Raw genomic sequence first — 18,389 nt, 5'->3', positions numbered from 1 at the left:
TCGCCTCTGGCGCGCAAGGGCGCGCCAACCGGCTCGGACGGCGGGGGCGCTGCCCCCGCACCCCCAGGGGGTATTTGGCCCGAGATGAAGCGGCACGATCTTCATCTTGGTCCAAATACCCCGGGGGTCCGGGGGCAGCGCCCCCAGCACTCTTGTCGTTCTGAACCGGCTTTCCGGCCTTCAACCTCTTGACTGGCCGGGCAAAGCCCCCAATTTGGCTGGAAACCCGCCGCGACGCGCGCGATTCTCCGCCCGCCACGCCACGACGAGGATCAACGCCCGCATGTCGCCCGCCCTGATCGCCGCGCTTCCGTTCCTGGGCGCGCTGCTTCCGGCCCTCGCCGCCCGGGCGGGCCGCAATGCCGCGGCGCTGGCGGCCGGGGCGGTCAGCCTTGCGGCCTTCCTGGGCCTCATGTCCCACGCCCCCGCCGTGCTGTCGGGCACCGCCGTCACCGCCCGGCTGGACTGGGTGCCTGCCTTGGGCCTGTCGGCCAGCTTCCGCCTTGACGGGCTGGCCTTCCTCTTCGCCGGCCTGATCCTGGGCATCGGCCTTCTGATCATCCTCTACGCCCGCTTCTACCTTTCCGAAAAGGAACCGCTCGGCCGCTTCCTCACCTCGCTCCTGATGTTCCAGGGCGCGATGACCGGCATCGTGCTGTCCGACAACATCCTGATGCTGCTGATCTTCTGGGAGCTGACCTCGCTCACCTCCTTCCTGCTGATCGGCTGGTCGCAGGACCGCCCCGAAAGCCGCCAGGGCGCCCGCATGGCGCTTGCCGTCACCGGCGGCGGCGGGCTGGCGCTGATCGCGGGAATGCTGATCCTGGGGCAGATCGCCGGCAGCAACGACATCTCCGTCATCGTCACCCGGGCGGCCGAGATCCAGGCCAGCCCGCTTTGCCTGCCCGCGCTCATCCTCATCCTGATCGGCGCCTTCACCAAATCGGCGCAGTTCCCGTTCCACTTCTGGCTACCGCATGCAATGGCCGCGCCGACGCCCGTCTCGGCCTACCTGCATTCGGCGACCATGGTGAAGGCCGGCCTCTACCTGATGGCCCGGCTCTGGCCCGCGTTTTCGGGCACCCCCGAATGGACGGTCATCGTCACCGCCACCGGTCTGGCCACCATTCTGATCGCCGCCAAGATCGCCTTCTTCCAGACCGATCTCAAGGCGTTGCTGGCCTATTCCACCGTCAGCCACCTTGGCCTGATCACCTTCCTCCTCGGCCTGGGCACCCCCGCCGCCGCGACCGCCGCCATGCTGCACATCCTGGCCCATGCCAGCTTCAAGGCCGCCCTGTTCATGCTGGCCGGCATCGTCGACCATGCAGCGCATACCCGAGACCTCCGGCGCCTTGGCGGCCTGGCCCGGGCCATGCCGCTGACCTTCGCCCTGGCCGCCATCGCCAGCCTGTCGATGGCCGGCATCCCGCCGCTGAACGGCTTCCTCTCGAAAGAGGCGATGCTGACCGAGGCCGCCCTTTCCGGCCCCCTCGTCGCCGCCGTGGCCACCCTCGCCGCGCTGTTCTCGGTCGCCTATTCGCTGCGCTTTCTGGCCCATGCCTTCCTTGGCCAGCCCCGCGCGCAACTTGACCACCCGCGCGACCCCGGCCCCGGCCTCTGGGCCGCGCCGGCCGTGCTGGTGGCCATCGTCCTGGCCTCGGGCCTGGCGCCGATGGCCACCTTCGGCCCCTTGGTGGATGCCGCCGCCAGCGCCACCACCGGCACCGCCATCCACGCCCACCTGACGCTGTGGCACGGGCTTCAGGCCCCCGCGCTGTACCTGTCCCTTGCCGCCTTCGGCGCCGGCCTGATGACCCTGGGCGCCTGGCCCCGCCTGGCCGCGCTGTGGGCCGCCACCCCGCGCCCGGATGCCAAAGCCCTTTTCGACATCGCCCTCGCCGGCCTGACCGCCACCGCCCGCCGCCTGACCCGGGCCCTGCAGGGCGGGGGCCTTCCGCGCGCCCTGGCCATCGCCACCGCCACCCTTCTCGCCGCCGGCACCTGGGCCTTCCTCTCGGCCCCCCATGCCCCCGGCACCCGGGCGCTGCTGCCGCTGCAAGCCGCCCCCGCCGCGGTCTGGGCCGTGCTCATGGCCGCCACACTTGCCACCGCCGCGCTGCACCGCGACCGCCTGCTGGCGCTGCTGCTGACCGGCATCACCGGCCTGCTGCTGGCCGCCGCCTTCGCCTGGACCTCGGCGCCCGACCTTGCCCTGACCCAGGTCGCGGTCGAGGTGGTTGCCATCCTGCTAATGCTGCTGGCGCTGAACTTCCTGCCCCGCCGCACCCCGGCCGAATCCGCCCCCCCGCGCCGCCTGCGCGACCTCGCGCTTGCCGCCGCCGCCGCCCTTGGCACCGGCAGCCTGGCCTATGCCCTGATGACCCGCGACGCCGCCTTCGCGCCGATCTCGTCCTTTCACTGGGCGCAGTCCAAGCCCGGGGCGGGCGGCACCAACGCCGTCAACACCATCATCGTCGACTTCCGCGGCTTTGATACCTATGGCGAGATCATCGTCCTCGGCATCGCCGCGCTGATCCTGTTCGCGCTGGCCGAATCCCTGCTGTCCAGCCGCACCGCCACCGCCCGCCTGGCCGCGCTGGACACCGGCCCCAATTCCGGCGACCCGCACCCGACGATGACCGCCGTCGCCCTGCGCTTCCTGCTGCCTGTCGCCTTGACCGTCGCCCTCTACCTGTTCCTGCGCGGCCACAACCTGCCGGGCGGAGGCTTCGTGGCCGGCCTTGTCACCGCCATCGCGCTTTTGCTGCAATACCTGGCCTCGGGCTATGTCCGGTCCGACGCCCGGCGCCGCTTTGACAGCCACGCCTTCATCGCCGCCGGCGTGCTGATCGCCACCGCCACCGGCGCCGCCGCCCTTGGCTTCGGCCTGCCCTTCCTGACCTCGGGCTATACCTACGTCCACCTTCCCGGCCTTGAACAGTTCGAGCTTGCCACGGCGGCCCTGTTCGACCTTGGCGTGTTCTTCTGCGTCCTCGGCGCGGTGCTGCTGTCCATCGCCACGATCTCGCGGCTGGCCCAGCAGACCCGCGAAAGGGAACCCGGCTGATGGAGATGCTGTTCGCCACCGCCATCGGCGCGCTGACCTTCACCGGGGTCTACCTCATGCTGCGCCTGCGCAGCTTTCCGATGATCCTGGGGCTGACCTTCCTCAGCTATGCCGTCAACCTGTTCCTCTTCGCCGCCGGCCGCCTGACGCCCGACGCCGCCCCCATCGTCGGCACAACGGATGCCCCCGCCGACCCGCTGCCCCAGGCCCTGGTGCTGACCGCCATCGTCATCTCGTTCGGGATGACCGCCGTCATCGTGATGATGTCCCTCGGCGCCCGGCTCGAGGGCGGCGACGACCGCGTCGACGGGCAAGACGCGCCATGACCGGCGACTGGATCATCGCCCCCATCCTCTTGCCCGCCACGCTGGCCGGGCTGGCTCTGCTGCTGGCCCGCACCCGCCCGGCGCTGGCCCGCGTCCTGTCGCTGGCCGGCACCACGGCGCTGCTGGCCCTCGCGCTCTGGGCGCTGACCACCACCACCGCGCCGCTGGCCTACCGCCTCGGCGACTGGCCCGCGCCTTTCGGCATCGTTCTGGTGCTTGATCGCCTCTCGGCCCTCATGCTGACCCTGACCGCAGCCCTTGCCCTGCCGGTCCTCATCCACGCCATCGCCAACGGTCGAGACCGGCAGGGCGCCCATTTCCACGCGCTCTGGCTGTTCCAGCTCATGGGCCTGAACGGAGCCTTCCTGACCGCCGACGCCTTCAACCTGTTCGTCTTCTTCGAGATCCTGCTGATCGCCTCTTACGGGCTGATGACCCACGGCGGAGGGGCGCAGCGCCTGCGCGCCGGCATCGCCTATATCGCGGTGAACCTTGTCGGCTCGACCCTGTTCCTGTTCGCGCTGGCCACCGTCTATTCGGTGATGGGCACGCTGAACCTGGCCGACCTGGCGGTGAAGATGGCCGACCTGCCCGAAGGCGACCGGGCGCTGATGCGGCTGGCCGCCGTCCTGCTGCTGCTGGTCTTTGCGATCAAGGGCGCGCTGGTGCCGCTGCACATCTGGCTGCCCGGCACCTATGCCCAGGCCCCCGCCGTGGTGGCCGCACTGTTTGCGGTGATGACCAAGGTCGGCGCCTATGCCGCAATCCGCTTCGGCACTCTCGTCTTTCCGCCCGACCTGCCCGCCACCGGCACGATCCTGTCCGACCTCTTGCTGCCCGCCGCCCTCTTGACCCTAGCCGCCGGGGCCTTCGGCGCCCTTGCTGCCCGCAGCCTGCCGCAGGCGGCGTCGTTTGCGGCCATCGTCTCGATGGGCACCGCTTTCACCGCCATCGCCGGCTTTACGCCCCAGGGCCTTGCCGCCGCGCTGTACTACATCGCGCATTCCACCTTCGCCGGCGCGCTGCTGTTCCTCATCTCCGACCTCGCCGCGACCCGCCCCGCCGGTTCGCGCCTGCCCGGCGCCCTTGCCGCCCTGTTCCTGACCGCTGCCATCGCCACCGTCGGCCTGCCCCCCCTCTCGGGCTTCCTGGGCAAGCTTTTCGTCCTGCAGGCCACCGCGCCGCAGGCCGCGCTGATCTGGCCGGCCCTTCTGGGCGCCTCGTTCCTGATGCTGCTCGGCCTTTCCCGCCTTGGCTCCGACCTGTTCTGGAAACCCCAAGGCCCCCCCGCCGCCCCCCTGACCGCGGCCGAGGTCGCCGCGCCCCTGACCCTGATCGCCGCCCTTGTCGCCCTGACGGTTTTCGCCGGGCCAGCCCATGACCACATGGCCCGCATTGCCGCTGACCTGTCCGACCCGGCCCCCTACATCGCCGCCAACGCGCTGGAAGGCACGCCATGACCCGCCTTCTGCCGCACCCCGGCCTGACGCTTTTCCTCACCCTGTTCTGGCTGGTGCTGGCCAACAGCTGGACGTTGAACAGCCTGCTTCTGGCGCTGGCGGTGGGCGTCCTGATCCCCCTTGTCACCGCGCCGTGGTGGCCCCACCGCCCGCGCATGGCGCGGCCCTGGCTGCTCGTCCCCTATACGGTCCTCGTCTTGTGGGATGTGATCGTGGCAAACTTCCAGGTCGCCTGGGTGATCCTGTTCCTGCGATCCGACCGCATCCGGTCCGCCTTCATCTCGGTGCCGGTCGACCTGACCCAGCCCGAGGCGATCACGCTGCTGGCCGGGACCATCACCATGACCCCCGGCACCCTGACCGCCGACTGGTCGGCCGACGGGCGCAGCCTCTTGATCCACGCCCTGCACGCCCCCGACCCCGACGCCGTCCGCGACCAGATCAAGACCCGCTACGAGGCCCGCCTGAAAAGGATTTTCACATGATCCTGCCGCATGCCCTGACCTTCGCCCTGGCCTGCTTTGCCATCGCGCTTCTGATGAACCTCTGGCGCCTCGCCAGCGCCCCCACGATGGCCGACCGCATCCTGGCGGTGGACACCATGACCGTGAACATCATCGCCCTGATCACCCTTTACGGCGCCAGGACCGGCTCTTCGCTGGTGTTCGAGGTGGCCATGTTGCTGGCGATGACCGGCTTCGTCGCGACCGTTGCCTATGCCAAGCACATCCTGCGCGGGAGCATCATCGAATGATCGCGACCTTTACCGACTGGGCCCTGTCCGCGCTGCTGGTTCTCGGCGGCCTGTTCGGCCTGATCGGCAGCTGGGGCCTGATCCGCCTGCCCGACCCGCTGCAACGCCTGCACGCGCCGACAAAGGCCACCACGATCGGCGTCGGCGCCGCCCTTGTCGCGGCCGGGCTGGACCTTGCGTTCACCCAGGGCGTGATCTCCTGGCAAGAGGCGCTGGTCGCCGTCTTCCTGTTCGTCACCGCACCGCTGTCGGCGCTTTGGCTGGCCCGCGTCCACCTCTGGCAGCGCATCCCCAAGGACAGCCTGCCGCCGCCCGCCAGCGGAGACTGGGCCACCTTTCCCGACGACCGCCGCTAGAACAGCCCCGCGTTCAGCACCATGTGCACCCCGATCGAGGCGGCATAGCCCAGCGCCACCGCCCAGGTCCATTTCAGGTGCGCCCCGAAGGTGTAGATGCCGCGCGCCTGCCCCATCAGCGCCACCCCCGCGGCCGAGCCGATCGACAGCATCGACCCGCCCACCCCGCAAGTCAGCGTGATCAACAGCCACTGGCCGTCACTCAGCGCGGGGTCCATCGTCAAGACCGCAAACATCAGCGGGATGTTGTCGATGATCGCCGACAAGGCCCCCAGCGCGATGTTCGCCGTGGTCGGGCCAAGGTCGGTGTAAAGCAGCTCGGACGCCAGCGCGAGGTACCCCAGCACCCCCAGGCCCCCCACGGCAAAGATGATGCCGAAAAAGAACAGCAGCGTGTCCCATTCCACCCGCTGCACTTCCTTGAAGCTGTCCAGAACGAATTCCTCGTCCTGCCGGCGCTGCCCGGTCAGCCGCAGCCAGTAGGAGAACATCTGCAACAGCCCCAGCCCCAGCATCATCCCCAAGGCCGGCGGCAGGTGCAGAAAGTTCTTGAAACTGACCGCGACGGCGATGGTGGCCGCGAACAGCGCCACCACGCCCCACATGCCGGGCTTACCCTTCGCCCTGTCGGTTACCGCGGGCGGCTTCTCGTCCGGCACCGCGAAGAACATGATCGCCGCCGGCACCGCCCAGTTCACCAGCGAGGGTATGAACAGCACGAAGAACTCGAAGAAGCTCAGCTTGCCGGCCTGCCAGACCATCAGCGTGGTGATGTCGCCGAACGGGCTGAACGCCCCGCCCGCGTTGGCCGCAACCACCGTGCTGATGCAGCCCAGCGTGACAAACCGCTTGTTTTCCCGGCCCAGCGCCATGACCACCGTGCCGATCACCAAGGCCGTGGTCAGGTTGTCCAGCACCGAGGACAGGAAGAACGCCAGCACCCCCGTCAGCAGGAACAACTGCCGGTAGCCCAGGCCCAGGCCAATCAGCCAGGCCCTCAGCACGTCGAAGGTCCGCCGCTCCTCCATCGTGTTGACGTAGGTGATGGCCACCAGCAGGAACAGGAACAGCTCGCCGTATTCCTCGATGATCTCGCGCGCGTGCAGCCCCGCGCTTTCCGTGTCGCCCATGCCCATGTAGGCAATGCCGATCATCACCCAGATCAGCCCCGCCGCCAGCATCACCGGCTTCGATTTGCGCATGTGGGTGGATTCCTCGAACACCACCAGCAAGTAGGCGGCGACGAAGATCACCAGCGAGGCGATGCCCGCCCAATGGCTTGTCAGGTCGATGTCCTGCATCCGCGCAGTCCCCCTTGCGGCCCGTCTTGCGCGGGCGCCTTGCGGCGCCGAAAAGGCACCTTTTGCGATCCGGGGTCAAGGTGCCGAATCTGACCATCCGGTCAAAACCGCGCCGCAGAAGACTTGCCAGCCGCAGCGCCCGCGTGCCATCGTCGGCGGGCGCTTTCCCGCGGGCGGAGGACCCCCGTTGACCACGCTTTCCCCCGACACGGCCGTCACCGGCCTGCTGCCGCAGCTTGCCCATGCCCGCAACCCCGGCATGGCGCTTGACCTTGACTGGGTCGCCTCGGCACAGGCCAATACCTCGGCGATCGAGCGCCGCTGCGCCACCCTGGGCGGGCGGCGGTCGGTGAAGAAAGACTTCCAGGCCGCCTGGCTCTTGAAGGCCGTGTCGCTGATCGACTTGACCACGCTTTCGGGCGACGACACGCCCGGCCGGGTGCAGCGCCTTTGCGCCAAGGCCAAACAACCCGTGCGCCCCGACATGCTGGAAGCCCTCGGCATGCCCGGCCTCACCACCGGCGCCGTCTGCGTCTACCACGAGATGGTCGGCACGGCGGTCCGCGCGCTGGAGGGCACCGCGATCCCCGTCGCCGCCGTCTCCACCGGCTTCCCGGCCGGCCTGTCGCCCTGGCGGCTGCGCCTGGCCGAAATCGGCGAAAGCGTGAAGGCCGGGGCGAGGGAGATCGACATCGTCATCTCCCGCCGCCACGTCCTGACCGGCAACTGGCAGGCATTGTACGACGAAACCCGCGAAATGCGCGCCGCCTGTGGCGACGCCCACATGAAGGCGATCCTCGCCACCGGCGAGTTGCAGACCCTGCGCAACGTCGCCCGCGCCAGCCTGGTCTGCATGATGGCTGGCGCCGACTTCATCAAGACCTCGACCGGCAAAGAGACGGTGAACGCCACCCTGCCCGTCACCCTGACCATGATCCGCGCCATCCGCGACTATGAGGCAAGGACCGGCCACAAGGTCGGATACAAGCCGGCGGGGGGAATCTCCAAGGCCAAGGACGCGCTCCTGTACCTCGCCCTGATGAAGGACGAGTTGGGCCACCCCTGGCTGCAACCCGACCTGATGCGCTTCGGCGCCTCGTCACTGTTGGGCGACATCGAGCGGCAACTGGAACACCACCTGACCGGCGCCTATTCCGCCGGCTACCGCCATGCGATGGGCTGAGCCATGCCCCCCGTTGCTCCCAAGATAGGGGCGCTGCCCCTCGCGGCTTCGCCGCTCACCCCGGGATATTTCCAGACAGATGAAAACCACAGGCCTTCTGCCTTTCATCTGTCCGAAAAATATCCCCGCCGGAGGCGCACGCCGCGGCCGGGCGATCCCGCCGAAAGCCTGGCGCGACTGGAGATGACACCATGACCATCAAGGAAATCTTCGACAGCATGGCCTACGGTCCCGCGCCGGAAGGCAATGCCGAGGCGCTGGCCTGGCTGGCACGGCATGGCGGCGCCTTCGGGCACCACATCGACGGCGCCTTCACCGCCCCCGAGGCCCCGTTCCAGACCAAGAACCCCGCCACCGGCGCGGTGCTGGCGTCTGTCAGCCAGGGCTCGGCCAAGACCGTCGACCAGGCCGTGGCCGCCGCTGCCCGCGCCTTCCCGAAGTGGTCGAAGACGCCGGCGCATCAGCGGGCAAAGTTCCTCTACGCTCTCGCCCGCCTGGTGCAAAAGCACAGCCGCCTGCTGGCCGTGCTCGAGACGATGGACAACGGCAAGCCCATCCGCGAAAGCCGCGACATCGACCTCCCGCTGGTCGCCCGCCACTTCTCTTACCACGCCGGCCTGGCCCAACTGCTGGAAACCGAGAAACCGGGCCTCGCCCCCCTCGGCGTCTGTGCCGCCGTCATCCCGTGGAACTTTCCGCTCTTGATGCTGGCCTGGAAGGTGGCCCCCGCCTTGGCCGCCGGTAACACCGTCGTCCTGAAGCCCGCCGAATACACCCCGCTCACTGCGCTGCTCTTCGCCGAGATCGCGCGCGAGGCCGGCCTGCCCAAAGGCGTGCTGAACATCGTCACCGGCGACGGCGACACGGGTGCTGCCCTGGTCGCCCACCCCGGCGTCGCCAAGGTGGCCTTCACCGGCTCGACCGCCGTCGGCAAGCGCATCCGCGCAGCCACCGCCGGGCAGGGCAAGGCGCTCACACTCGAACTGGGCGGCAAGTCGCCCTACATCGTCTTCGACGACGCCGACCTTGACAGCGCGGTCGAAGGCCTGGTCGATGCGATCTGGTTCAATCAAGGCCAGGTCTGCTGCGCCGGCAGCCGCCTTCTGGTGCAGGAAGGCGTCGCCGACCGCGTCCACGCCAAACTGAAACGCCGGATGGAGAGCCTGCGCCTGGGCGACCCGCTGGACAAGTGCATCGACATGGGCGCCATCGCCGATAGGGTCCAGCTGGAGACCATCACCCGGCTGGTCGACAGTTCGACAGCTGGCGAAGTGTTCCGCCCCGCCACCCCGGTCCCTCCGGGCTGCTTCTACCCGCCCACGCTGATCACCGGCCTCACCCCCTCCTCCCCGCTGATGCAAGAGGAAATCTTCGGCCCGGTGCTGGTCAGCATGACCTTCCGCACCCCGGCCGAGGCGGTGGAACTGGCCAACAACACCCGCTTCGGCCTGGCCGCCAGCGTCTGGACGGAAAACGTCAACCTCGCCCTCGACATCGCGCCGAAACTGAAAGCGGGGGTGGTCTGGGTCAACGCCACCAACCTGTTCGACGCCGCCGCCGGCTTTGGCGGCATGCGCGAAAGCGGCTTCGGCCGCGAAGGCGGGTGGGAGGGGCTGATGGCCTACCTCAAGCCCGCCCGCAGCGCGAAGCCGCTGAAACCGCTTGCGGCCTGCCCCGAACCCAGGACGCCCGACATCCCCGACATGGACCGCACCGCCAAACTGTATATCGGCGGCAAGCAGGCCCGCCCCGATGGCGGCTTCTCCCGCGCCGTCTGGTCGCCGAAGGGGAAACTGCTGGGCCACATCGGCCTTGGCAACCGCAAGGACATAAGGAATGCGGTCGAGGCCGCGCAGGGGGCCCGTGGCTGGGCTCGCACCACCGCCCACAACCGCGCCCAGATCCTGTTCTACATCGCCGAGAACCTGTCGGCCCGCGCCGCCGAATTCGCCGCCCGCTTGCGCGATCTGACCAGCAATCCGGGCGAGGCCGAGGTGGAAGCCAGCATCCGCCGCCTTTTCACCTATGCCGCCTGGGCCGACAAATACGAAGGCGCAGCGAAACCCGTGCCGATGCGCGGCCTGGCGCTGGCCTTGCACGAACCTGTCGGCGTGATCGGCGCGCTCTGCCCTGACGAGGCGCCGCTTCTGGGCCTCGTCTCGCTCATGGCCCCCGCCATCGCCATGGGCAACCCTTGCGTTCTGGTCCCCTCGGACCCCTTCCCGCTGGCCGCGACCGATTTCTACCAGGTGCTGGAAACCTCGGACGTCCCCGCCGGCGTGGTCAACATCGTGACCGGGTCGCACGCGGAACTGGCCAGACCGCTGGCCAGCCATATGGACCTTGACGCGCTCTGGTCCTTTTCCGCCGCCCCCCTCTCGGCCCTGGTCGAGGCGGAAAGTGCCGGCAACCTCAAGCGCACCTGGGTCAACAACGGCCTTGCGCGCGACTGGTCCGGCGCGGAATCCGAAGGCCGCGAATTCCTGGCCCGCGCGACCGAGGTGAAGACCGTCTGGGTCCCCTACGGCGAATGAGCCTGCGTTCCGTCCTGCGCGAATTGTACGAAGGCCCGGGCGAGGCCGGCGACCGCTTTCGCTATGCGCTGCTGGCCTTCGACCTGGTGACCGTGGCCTATCTGATCGCCGCCTCGTTCCTGCCCCGCGGGCCATATGTGTTCTATATCGACATCGCCATCGGGGTGGTCTTCCTGGCCGACCTGCTGGCCCGCCTGCTGGTCTCGCGACGCCCCTGGCGCGACCTCTTCAGTTTCTGGGGCCTCGCCGACCTTCTGGTGGTGGCCTCGCTGCTGGTGCCGATCTGGGGCGAGGGGCTGGCCTTCCTGCGGGCGCTGCGGTTGTTCCGGGTGTTTCATTCGGCCCGGACACTGGAGCAGCTGCGCGATGACATCCGCGGCTTTCGCCGCAATGAACAGACCATCCGGGCGGCCGCGAACCTGCTGATCTTTCTCTTCGCCATGACCTCGCTGGTCTATCAAACCCAGAGCGGCGTGAACGACAAGATCAGCAATTACGTCGACGCGCTGTATTTCACCGTGACCACCCTGACGACCACCGGTTTCGGAGACGTGACGCTGGTCGGCAACGGCGGCAAGCTGTTGTCCGTCGTGGTCATGATCGTCGGCGTCTCGCTGTTCCTGCGGCTGGTACAGGTGGTGCTGCGGCCGGCCAAGGTCGAGTTTCCCTGCCCGGTCTGCGGGCTGAAGCGGCACGACCACGACGCGGTGCACTGCAAGGCTTGCGGCGTCATCCTCGCCATTCCCGACGAGGGCGCCGACTGAACCGTCGCGCGGGGGTTTCACACCCCCGCACCCCCGTGGAGTATTTGCCAAAGGGCAATTGCAGGCCACCCCGGACCGATGATTTGCCCTTTTCGAAATACTCCCGCCGGAGGCGTCGACGCCTGCCTCAGGCGATCCGGGCCGCCATGTCCAGCATGCGGTTGGAAAAGCCCCATTCGTTGTCATACCAGCCGAACACCCGCAGCATGCCTTGCGGCGTGACGCGGGTCTCGGGGCAGGCCATCACCACCGATTCCGGTCGCGCCCGCAGGTCGCTGGACACCAGCGGCCGGTCGGTCGCCCCGATCACCCCGCCCGCCGCACGGAAGGCCGCGTTCACCGCGTCTGCCGTGACAGGCCGCCCGGTCATCACCTGCAGGTCGACGCAGGACACGCTGGCCACCGGCACCCGCACTGCCTGGGCGATGATCCGCCCTGCCAGCTGCGGCAGCACCCTGTCCAACAGCCGCGCCGCACTGGTGGTTGTCGGCACCATCGACAGCGCCGCCGCCCGCGACCGCGCGAAATCCGCCGCCGGAGCGTCCACCGTGGGTTGGCTGCCGGTGTAGCAGTGCACCGTCGTCATCGAGCCGGTCACGATGCCCCAGTGCTCGTCGATCAGCCGCGCCAGCGGCGCCAGCGCGTTGGTGGTGCAGCTTGCGTTCGACACGATCCGCTGCGCCCCCAGCGCCGCCTCGTTCGCCCCCAGCACCACCGTGACATCCGCCGCCGCCGAAGGCCCCGAGACCAGCACACGCCGCGCCCCCGCGCGCAGGCCACGGCCCGCCACCTCGGGGGTATCGGCCCGGCCGGTGCATTCCATCACCACGTCGACGCCGCTCAGGTCCAGCGTCGACAGATCGGGCGCGCAGTGCAGAGGGATCGCCCGGCCGTCCACCACCAGCGCGCTGCCGACAAGCGCCACCGTGCCGTGCCATGGCCCGAAGACGCTGTCATATTCGAACAGGTAGGCGCACATCTCGGGCGCCGCGATGTCGTTGATCCCGACGATCTGCAGCCCCGGCCAGCGCCCGGGCGCTTGCGCCCAGGCCCGCAGCACCGACCGGCCGATCCGGCCGAAGCCGTTGAGAAACACGCGCATTCCCGATCTCCCTGTTGCCGCTCAGGTCAGCACGGCCGCAGCCTCCGGGCAAGGATTGTCGCAAAATTTGATCAAACGCCGGACGGCCTTGACACCGCCTGCTGCCAAAGGCGGCCGTTCCGGTCATTGTCTGCGCCTTGGCCACCCTGGCCTGCGGATTTCGCTTGCGCCGGGGCGGAAGCCCTGCGGAGATGGCCGGGCACAGCCGCCGCGGCCTTCGGCCAGGCGGTTTCGTGTCGCATCGACAATCGGCCGAAACGCCGGTCAGTCGGGCAGGACGCAGGGGAAGACAACGGCGATGGCAGTGAAAGCGAAGGGACGGCCCCGGGGGCCTCAGGCGACGGCGGACCAGAACACGGTGGTGGCGCTGGACCGCGCGCTGTCGCTCCTGCAGCACCTCGCGCGCCATCCCGGCCTCACCCTTTCGGACCTGGCCGAAGCGACCGGCCAAGCGGTGGCCACGGTGTTCCGCGCCCTGGTCACCCTGCAGGCCCACGGCATGGTCGAGGTGCAGGAGCCCGGCCAGCTTTGGCACGTCGGCCCGGGCGCCTTCCGGATCGGGGCTGCCTTCCTGCGCCGGACCGGCGTGGTGGACCGCGCCCGCCCGGTGCTGGCCGAACTGGCGCAGGACACCGGCGAAACCGCCAGTCTGGGCGTCGAGATCGGCGATGCCGTCACCGTCCTGGCCCAGGCCGAATCGCCCCAGGCCATCCGGGCGCATTTCCCGCCCGGAAGCAGCGCGCCGTTGCATGGCTCGGCGATTGGCAAGGCGCTGCTGGCCTGGATGCCCGAGGACCAGGCCGGCGAACGGCTCGCCCGCGCCGGGCTGGGCAAGCTGACCACGCTGACCCTGACCTCAGAGACGGCGCTGCTGCGCGATCTTGCCCGCTGCCGCGCGCGCGGCTTCGCGCTGGACGATCAGGAAGGCGCCGAGGGCCTGCGCAGCGTTGCCGCGCCGATCTTCGATGCCCTGGGCCAGCCGGTGGCCGGCCTCGCCGTTTCGGGTCCGGCCTTCCGGCTGGGGCTTTCCGACGCCACCCGGCTGGGCGCCCAGGTCCGGGCCGCCGCCGACCGCGTCACCGAAGCGATCGGCGGCGCGCAGCCCTGACCGGACGCCCCGCCCGGACCTCGGGTCAGCCGACGCTTGCCGCCTTGGCATGCAGGTGCTGGACCAGCCCGTCCTCCAGGTTCAACGCCGCCGCCAGCATGGCAAGGTAGCCCTTCTCTTCCAGCGACTGCTCGTCCACCACCAGAAGCGAGGCCGCGTAGATCTCGGCCGCTTCTTCCGGGCCGCGCGCCAGACCGGCAATCCGCCGCACGTCAACCGGCGCGTCCAGTTCGGCCTTGATCAGCGCCTCGGCCTCCGCCTCCAGCCCCATCTTCTGCAGCGCCTCGTCGATGCGGCTGCGTTCGTCCGGGGTGACGTGGCCATCCGCCTTGGCGGCCGAAACCATGGCCTGCAGCACGCGGCCGGCCAGATCATTCGCCGCCGCCAGGTCGGTGGGCAGGAAGACCGTGCCTTCGGGCGAAGGCAGCGCCGCCTGCGCCGGGGCCGCCGGGTCCTTGCCCTTCTTCCAGTCCTGATAGGCCTGGTAGGCCAGGCCGCCGATCAGGGCCGAGGCGCCGACCTTGGCGCCCGTCCCCAGCAGCCGACGCCCGCCGCCGGTGAACAACAGGCCCAGAAGGCCACCCGCAATGGCACCCTTGCCCAGGTTCGACTGGCCATCCCAGGTTTGCCTCGCCTTTTCGGTCAGGCCCTGCACCCCCTGCCCGCCGGTCAGATTGTCGAGCAGCGATTTCGCGTTGAACATGTGGCACCCCTTTGCTGGCTACGTCCGCAAGATACTTGGGTCTCCGCCGCGTGCTCTGCAACGGGCTTGGTCCGTGCAGGCGATGCGGCGCCCATCACGGCTATGTCAGATGCATGACGCGCGCTTGACGGAAATCAACGAATTGGAAACTTCTTGGCCGTAGCCTCTGCGTCGGCGTGTCCGCCTACGGGGCGGGCGTCGTGTCGGGCATCGTGCCGGGCATCGTCCCTTGTCCCCTGGTTGCAGCCGTATCTCCCTTCCCGCCCCCTGACGGAGTTGCGCATGACCACGGCCGCCCAACTGACGACCCTTGCCAGCCAGATCAACTCGGGCGGGTTTCATCTGGCGGCCCGCAACTTCGCCTATCCGCTGCCCATCTTCCTGGGAAACACCACCACTGTCGCCGAAACCCCCGAACAGGTCGGGGCGCTGTTGCGGCAGTTGCGTGTCCTGGTGCGGGCGCGCGGCTACCGCCGCCTGGTGCCGCGGATGGCGTCGGTCGAATTGCCGCGCCGCGGCCGTTTCCGGGTCTGGGTGGACTGGATCGGCGATGGCCCCACAGGCCAGCAACCGCTGTTCCGCACCGTCTGCTACAACCACGGCTCTGCCGAAGACAACCTGACCCAGATGGTCCGGGTCGAGACGCTGGCGCTGCCGCGGCGGGCGTCGCGGCGCAAGGCGGCCTGAACCGCTCCGGCGCGCGACCGGCCCGGGTGCTGCTCCTGCCGGGCGACTTCAGCGCCTGCCTATTGCCGGTGACAAGCCCCGGCAAATGGGCGTCCGCGGGTCCCAGACATATGGACGACACCGTTCCCCTGGCATAGTGTGCGCCACATCATGTGGCGCCGTGTCGGCCGATCCGTCGGCTGCAATCTATGGAATGACCGTTTCCTTGGAAGTCTCGATCGTTGTGCCTTGCCGGAACGAGGCCAGCAACATCATCGCATTGGTTGACGGGATCGTCCGCAGCGCCGCAGCTTTTGCGGCTTGGGAAGTCATCGTCGTGGACGATGGCTCGGACGATGGCATGGCCGACCTGCTTGCCGCCGCCATGACCCGCGAACCTCGGCTGCGGGTGCTCCGGCATGACCGCTCGGGCGGGCAATCCGCCGCCGTTCACTCGGGCGTGCGCGCGGCGCGCCATGGCCTGATTTGCACGCTGGACGGCGACGGGCAGAACCCGCCGGAGGAGATTCCGCGCCTGGTCGCCCCCTTTGCGGCGCCTGATGCCGCAGGCATCGGTCTGGTCGCCGGCCAGCGCCTGGCCCGTCAGGACAGCCTGGCGCGCCGCCTCGCCTCGCGCTTTGCCAACGGGCTGCGGGCGCGCGTGCTGAAGGATGCCACCCGCGACACCGGCTGCGGGCTCAAGGCCTTCCGGCGCGACGCGTTTCTGGCCCTGCCCTACTTCGACCACATGCACCGCTACCTGCCGGCGCTGTTCGCGCGCGACAGCTGGGAGATCGCACATGTGGACGTGTCGCACCGCCCGCGCGAGGGCGGGCGATCGCACTACTCGAACCTGCAGCGCGGGCTGGTCGGCATCTTCGATCTGATGGGCGTGGCCTGGCTGTTGCGGCGTCGCAAGAAAAGCCGGCCCGAAGAGATACTCCGCGGGGCACCGCGGCAGGGAAAAGCGCCATGAACTGGCTCATGCAGGTGCTTCACGTCCACAGCGGAACCGAACTTGGCTGGGTGATCTTCGGCCTGTCCGCCCAGTTGATGTTCACCGCGCGCTTCCTGGTGCAGTGGATCGCGTCCGAGCGGGCGCGATCCTCCGTCGTGCCGGTGGCGTTCTGGTACTTCTCGCTGGTCGGGGGGGTGATGCTTCTGGCCTATGCGCTGTACCGCAAGGACCCGGTCTTCGTGCTGGGCCAGTTGCTGGGCGTGGTGATCTATGCCCGCAACCTGTGGCTCATCCATTCCAGCAGGGACAGCTAGACCCATGTGCCTAGAGCATCCCCGGTGGCCCGCAGCGGCCCTGCCGCCATCTGGCGAAAGCCACCTCGCATGACCCCGACGACCGCCATGCCGGCGGACGCCGCCGGCGTCGGCCGCCTCCACGGCCTTCTTGCGCTGGGCCTGGCGCTGGTCTGGGCGCTGGTGCTGCCGCAACTGCGCCCGCTGCTGCCGGTGGACGAGACACGATACCTCACCGTCGCCTGGGAGATGCACGGCGCCGGCTCGGCCATCGTTCCGCACCTGAACGGCGAGATCTACGCCCACAAGCCGCCGCTGCTGTTCTGGCTGATCAACCTGGTCTGGTCGCTGACCGGGGTCAGCGAGGTCGCCGCCCGGCTGGTGGCTCCGGCCTTCGGCGTGCTGGCCGTGGCACTGACCTGGCGGCTGGGCGACCGGCTCTTTCCCGAACGGCCCGGCCTCGGCGGGCGGGCCGCGCTCATCCTCGCCTCGACCGGGATCTTCGTGCTCTATGGCTCGCTGACCATGTTCGACACCATGCTGTGCGTGGCCGTGCTGGTGGGTGTGCTGGCCCTGTGGCAGATCGACCGGGGCAAAGGCTGGCCCGCCATCGCCCTGCTGGGGGCGGCGCTGGCCTTCGGGGTCTTGGCCAAGGGGCCGGTTGTTCTGGTCCATCTGGTGCCGCTGGCCCTGACCCGCCCGCTGTGGAGCATGGCCCCCCCCGATGGCCGCCCCGTCGCCTGGTTCGCAAGCCTGCTTGGGGCGCTGGCCGTGGCGCTGGCGATCATCGGCCTCTGGCTGGGTCCGGCGCTGTGGCTGGGCGGGCCCGAATACCGGGCCGAGGTGCTGTGGCGGCAAAGTGCCGGACGCATGGTCAACGCCTTCGACCACGCGCGGCCGTTCTGGTTCTTTCTTGCGGCCCTGCCGGTGCTGCTCTGGCCCTGGGCCTGGCGCGGGCCGGTGCTGCGCGGCCTGGCCTCGCGCGGGCTGTTCCGGGATCGCCGTGCCCGGGCGTTGGCAATCTGGGGCGGCGCAACGCTGGTGCTGTTCTCGCTGATCTCGGGCAAGCAGGTGCACTACCTGCTGCCGGCCCTGCCCGCGGCTGCGTTGGCACTGGCCGCCGTTCCGCCGCCCCGCCCCGGACTGGGGCCGGCCGCGCTCAGCCTGCTGGTCACCGCGCCGGTGCTGGTCTGGGCCTGGCTTTTGTCGACCGGGGCCGCGCAGATCGACGGCGCGCCGGTCACTTCGCTGGGCCCACTGGACCTGGCGCTGCCCGGCGGGCTGGCCATCGGGCTGCTGCTGGCGCTGGCCTTTGCCGGCCGCCGCGCCCCAACGGTTGCCTGGGCGCTGGTCGCGCCGGCGTCCCTTGTGGTTGTCCACCTCGCCCTGCGGGCGCCGCTGCAGGAACATTTCGACACCGCCCGCTTCGCCGCCGAGTTGGCCCGCGCGCCGCAGGCTGGCATCGGCATCGTCGGCCGGCGCTACCAGGGCGAATTCGGCTTCACCGCTCGCCTTGCCGCCCCGATCCAGCCACTGGACACGGAAGCGCTGGCGTCCTGGATCGCCGCGCATCCCGGCGGCCTTCTGATCGCCGGCGGCCCGCAGTCGCTGCCGCTGTCACCGGTCGGCGACGGCTGGCTGGCCGGAACGCACCTCTACCTCTACCGGCTACCCTGAACCGCGCAGCACCCGGACCTTGTCGAATTGGGGGGAAGTGGTGGCGAGGGGGGGACTCGAACCCCCGACCCTGCGATTATGAGTCGCATGCTCTAACCAACTGAGCTACCTAGCCACTGGCGGGCGAATTACGC

The 18,389-nt window shown here is 69.5% G+C and carries 17 protein-coding genes and 1 tRNA gene; 14 read left to right on the top strand and 4 right to left on the bottom strand.

What is annotated here, in order from left to right; genetic code table 11:
* Positions 1 to 283: 283 nt before the first annotated feature.
* The 6 genes from LHP98_RS15990 to mnhG are packed head-to-tail and all read left to right on the top strand — an operon-like array spanning position 284 to position 5,966.
* Positions 284 to 3,070 (top strand): monovalent cation/H+ antiporter subunit A, encoded by a 2,787-nt coding sequence (locus LHP98_RS15990; protein ID WP_227253543.1) that lies wholly within the window; start codon positions 284 to 286, stop codon positions 3,068 to 3,070.
* The gene (locus LHP98_RS15985) at positions 3,070 to 3,396 is read left to right on the top strand and encodes a Na+/H+ antiporter subunit C (RefSeq protein ID WP_227253542.1); all 327 of its coding nucleotides are present in this window, start codon (positions 3,070 to 3,072) and stop codon (positions 3,394 to 3,396) included. The genes LHP98_RS15990 and LHP98_RS15985 overlap by 1 nt, the downstream gene beginning before the upstream one ends.
* The gene (locus tag LHP98_RS15980; RefSeq protein ID WP_227253541.1) at positions 3,393 to 4,856 is read left to right on the top strand and encodes a monovalent cation/H+ antiporter subunit D; all 1,464 of its coding nucleotides are present in this window, start codon (positions 3,393 to 3,395) and stop codon (positions 4,854 to 4,856) included. Before LHP98_RS15985 ends, LHP98_RS15980 begins: the two co-directional genes overlap by 4 nt.
* Positions 4,853 to 5,341, top strand: a complete 489-nt coding sequence (locus LHP98_RS15975; RefSeq protein ID WP_227253540.1) for a Na+/H+ antiporter subunit E — start codon at positions 4,853 to 4,855, stop codon at positions 5,339 to 5,341. The genes LHP98_RS15980 and LHP98_RS15975 overlap by 4 nt, the downstream gene beginning before the upstream one ends.
* The gene (locus LHP98_RS15970; protein WP_264473806.1) at positions 5,338 to 5,610 is read left to right on the top strand and encodes a K+/H+ antiporter subunit F; all 273 of its coding nucleotides are present in this window, start codon (positions 5,338 to 5,340) and stop codon (positions 5,608 to 5,610) included. Before LHP98_RS15975 ends, LHP98_RS15970 begins: the two co-directional genes overlap by 4 nt.
* Entirely contained in the window at positions 5,607 to 5,966 is a 360-nt protein-coding gene (gene mnhG / locus LHP98_RS15965; RefSeq protein ID WP_227253539.1) for a monovalent cation/H(+) antiporter subunit G, read from the top strand. Before LHP98_RS15970 ends, mnhG begins: the two co-directional genes overlap by 4 nt.
* On the opposite strand, the gene nhaD is transcribed toward mnhG, so the two are convergent.
* The gene (gene nhaD, locus LHP98_RS15960) at positions 5,963 to 7,267 is read right to left on the bottom strand and encodes a sodium:proton antiporter NhaD (RefSeq protein ID WP_227253538.1); all 1,305 of its coding nucleotides are present in this window, start codon (positions 7,265 to 7,267) and stop codon (positions 5,963 to 5,965) included. The two genes, mnhG and nhaD, sit on opposite strands and share 4 nt — an antisense overlap.
* 187 nt (positions 7,268 to 7,454) lie before the next feature.
* Here nhaD and deoC point away from each other — a divergent pair, with 187 nt between their 5' ends.
* From deoC to LHP98_RS15945, 3 genes are all read left to right on the top strand, one after another.
* Entirely contained in the window at positions 7,455 to 8,450 is a 996-nt protein-coding gene (gene deoC, locus LHP98_RS15955; RefSeq protein ID WP_227253537.1) for a deoxyribose-phosphate aldolase, read from the top strand.
* A 191-nt stretch (positions 8,451 to 8,641) separates the two neighbouring features.
* On the top strand, positions 8,642 to 10,984 hold the full coding sequence (locus LHP98_RS15950; RefSeq protein ID WP_227253536.1) for an aldehyde dehydrogenase family protein: 2,343 nt from the start codon (positions 8,642 to 8,644) through the stop codon (positions 10,982 to 10,984).
* The gene (locus LHP98_RS15945) at positions 10,981 to 11,748 is read left to right on the top strand and encodes an ion channel (protein ID WP_227253535.1); all 768 of its coding nucleotides are present in this window, start codon (positions 10,981 to 10,983) and stop codon (positions 11,746 to 11,748) included. The genes LHP98_RS15950 and LHP98_RS15945 overlap by 4 nt, the downstream gene beginning before the upstream one ends.
* A 127-nt stretch (positions 11,749 to 11,875) precedes the next feature.
* Here the strand turns inward: LHP98_RS15945 and LHP98_RS15940 are convergent, their stop codons facing one another.
* Positions 11,876 to 12,850, bottom strand: coding sequence for a type I glyceraldehyde-3-phosphate dehydrogenase (locus LHP98_RS15940; protein WP_227253534.1), 975 nt, complete (start codon positions 12,848 to 12,850; stop codon positions 11,876 to 11,878).
* 298 nt (positions 12,851 to 13,148) lie between these two features.
* Between LHP98_RS15940 and LHP98_RS15935 the strand changes: the two genes are divergently transcribed.
* A complete protein-coding gene (locus tag LHP98_RS15935; protein ID WP_227253533.1) occupies positions 13,149 to 13,958 on the top strand; it encodes an IclR family transcriptional regulator in 810 nt (269 codons plus the stop codon).
* A gap of 25 nt (positions 13,959 to 13,983) precedes the next feature.
* Here the strand turns inward: LHP98_RS15935 and LHP98_RS15930 are convergent, their stop codons facing one another.
* Entirely contained in the window at positions 13,984 to 14,661 is a 678-nt protein-coding gene (locus LHP98_RS15930) for a tellurite resistance TerB family protein (protein ID WP_227253532.1), read from the bottom strand.
* A gap of 282 nt (positions 14,662 to 14,943) precedes the next feature.
* Here LHP98_RS15930 and LHP98_RS15925 point away from each other — a divergent pair, with 282 nt between their 5' ends.
* From LHP98_RS15925 to LHP98_RS15910, 4 genes are all read left to right on the top strand, one after another.
* A complete protein-coding gene (locus LHP98_RS15925; protein ID WP_227253531.1) occupies positions 14,944 to 15,348 on the top strand; it encodes a hypothetical protein in 405 nt (134 codons plus the stop codon).
* Positions 15,349 to 15,541: 193 nt separating this feature from the next.
* The gene (locus tag LHP98_RS15920) at positions 15,542 to 16,303 is read left to right on the top strand and encodes a glycosyltransferase family 2 protein (protein WP_227253530.1); all 762 of its coding nucleotides are present in this window, start codon (positions 15,542 to 15,544) and stop codon (positions 16,301 to 16,303) included.
* Positions 16,300 to 16,599, top strand: a complete 300-nt coding sequence (locus tag LHP98_RS15915; protein ID WP_227253529.1) for a lipid-A-disaccharide synthase N-terminal domain-containing protein — start codon at positions 16,300 to 16,302, stop codon at positions 16,597 to 16,599. The genes LHP98_RS15920 and LHP98_RS15915 overlap by 4 nt, the downstream gene beginning before the upstream one ends.
* Before the next feature lie 69 nt (positions 16,600 to 16,668).
* On the top strand, positions 16,669 to 18,255 hold the full coding sequence (locus tag LHP98_RS15910; RefSeq protein ID WP_227253528.1) for an ArnT family glycosyltransferase: 1,587 nt from the start codon (positions 16,669 to 16,671) through the stop codon (positions 18,253 to 18,255).
* 38 nt (positions 18,256 to 18,293) lie between these two features.
* Here LHP98_RS15910 and LHP98_RS15905 read toward each other — a convergent pair.
* A tRNA-Met gene (locus tag LHP98_RS15905) sits at positions 18,294 to 18,370 on the bottom strand.
* Positions 18,371 to 18,389 lie beyond the last annotated feature (19 nt).

Origin of the sequence: Rhodobacter sp. Har01 (assembly GCF_020564565.1) — a bacterium.
GTDB lineage: Bacteria > Pseudomonadota > Alphaproteobacteria > Rhodobacterales > Rhodobacteraceae > Pseudogemmobacter.
Note: the sequence above shows the minus strand (reverse complement) of the source record. Positions and strands in the feature narration are given on the sequence as shown.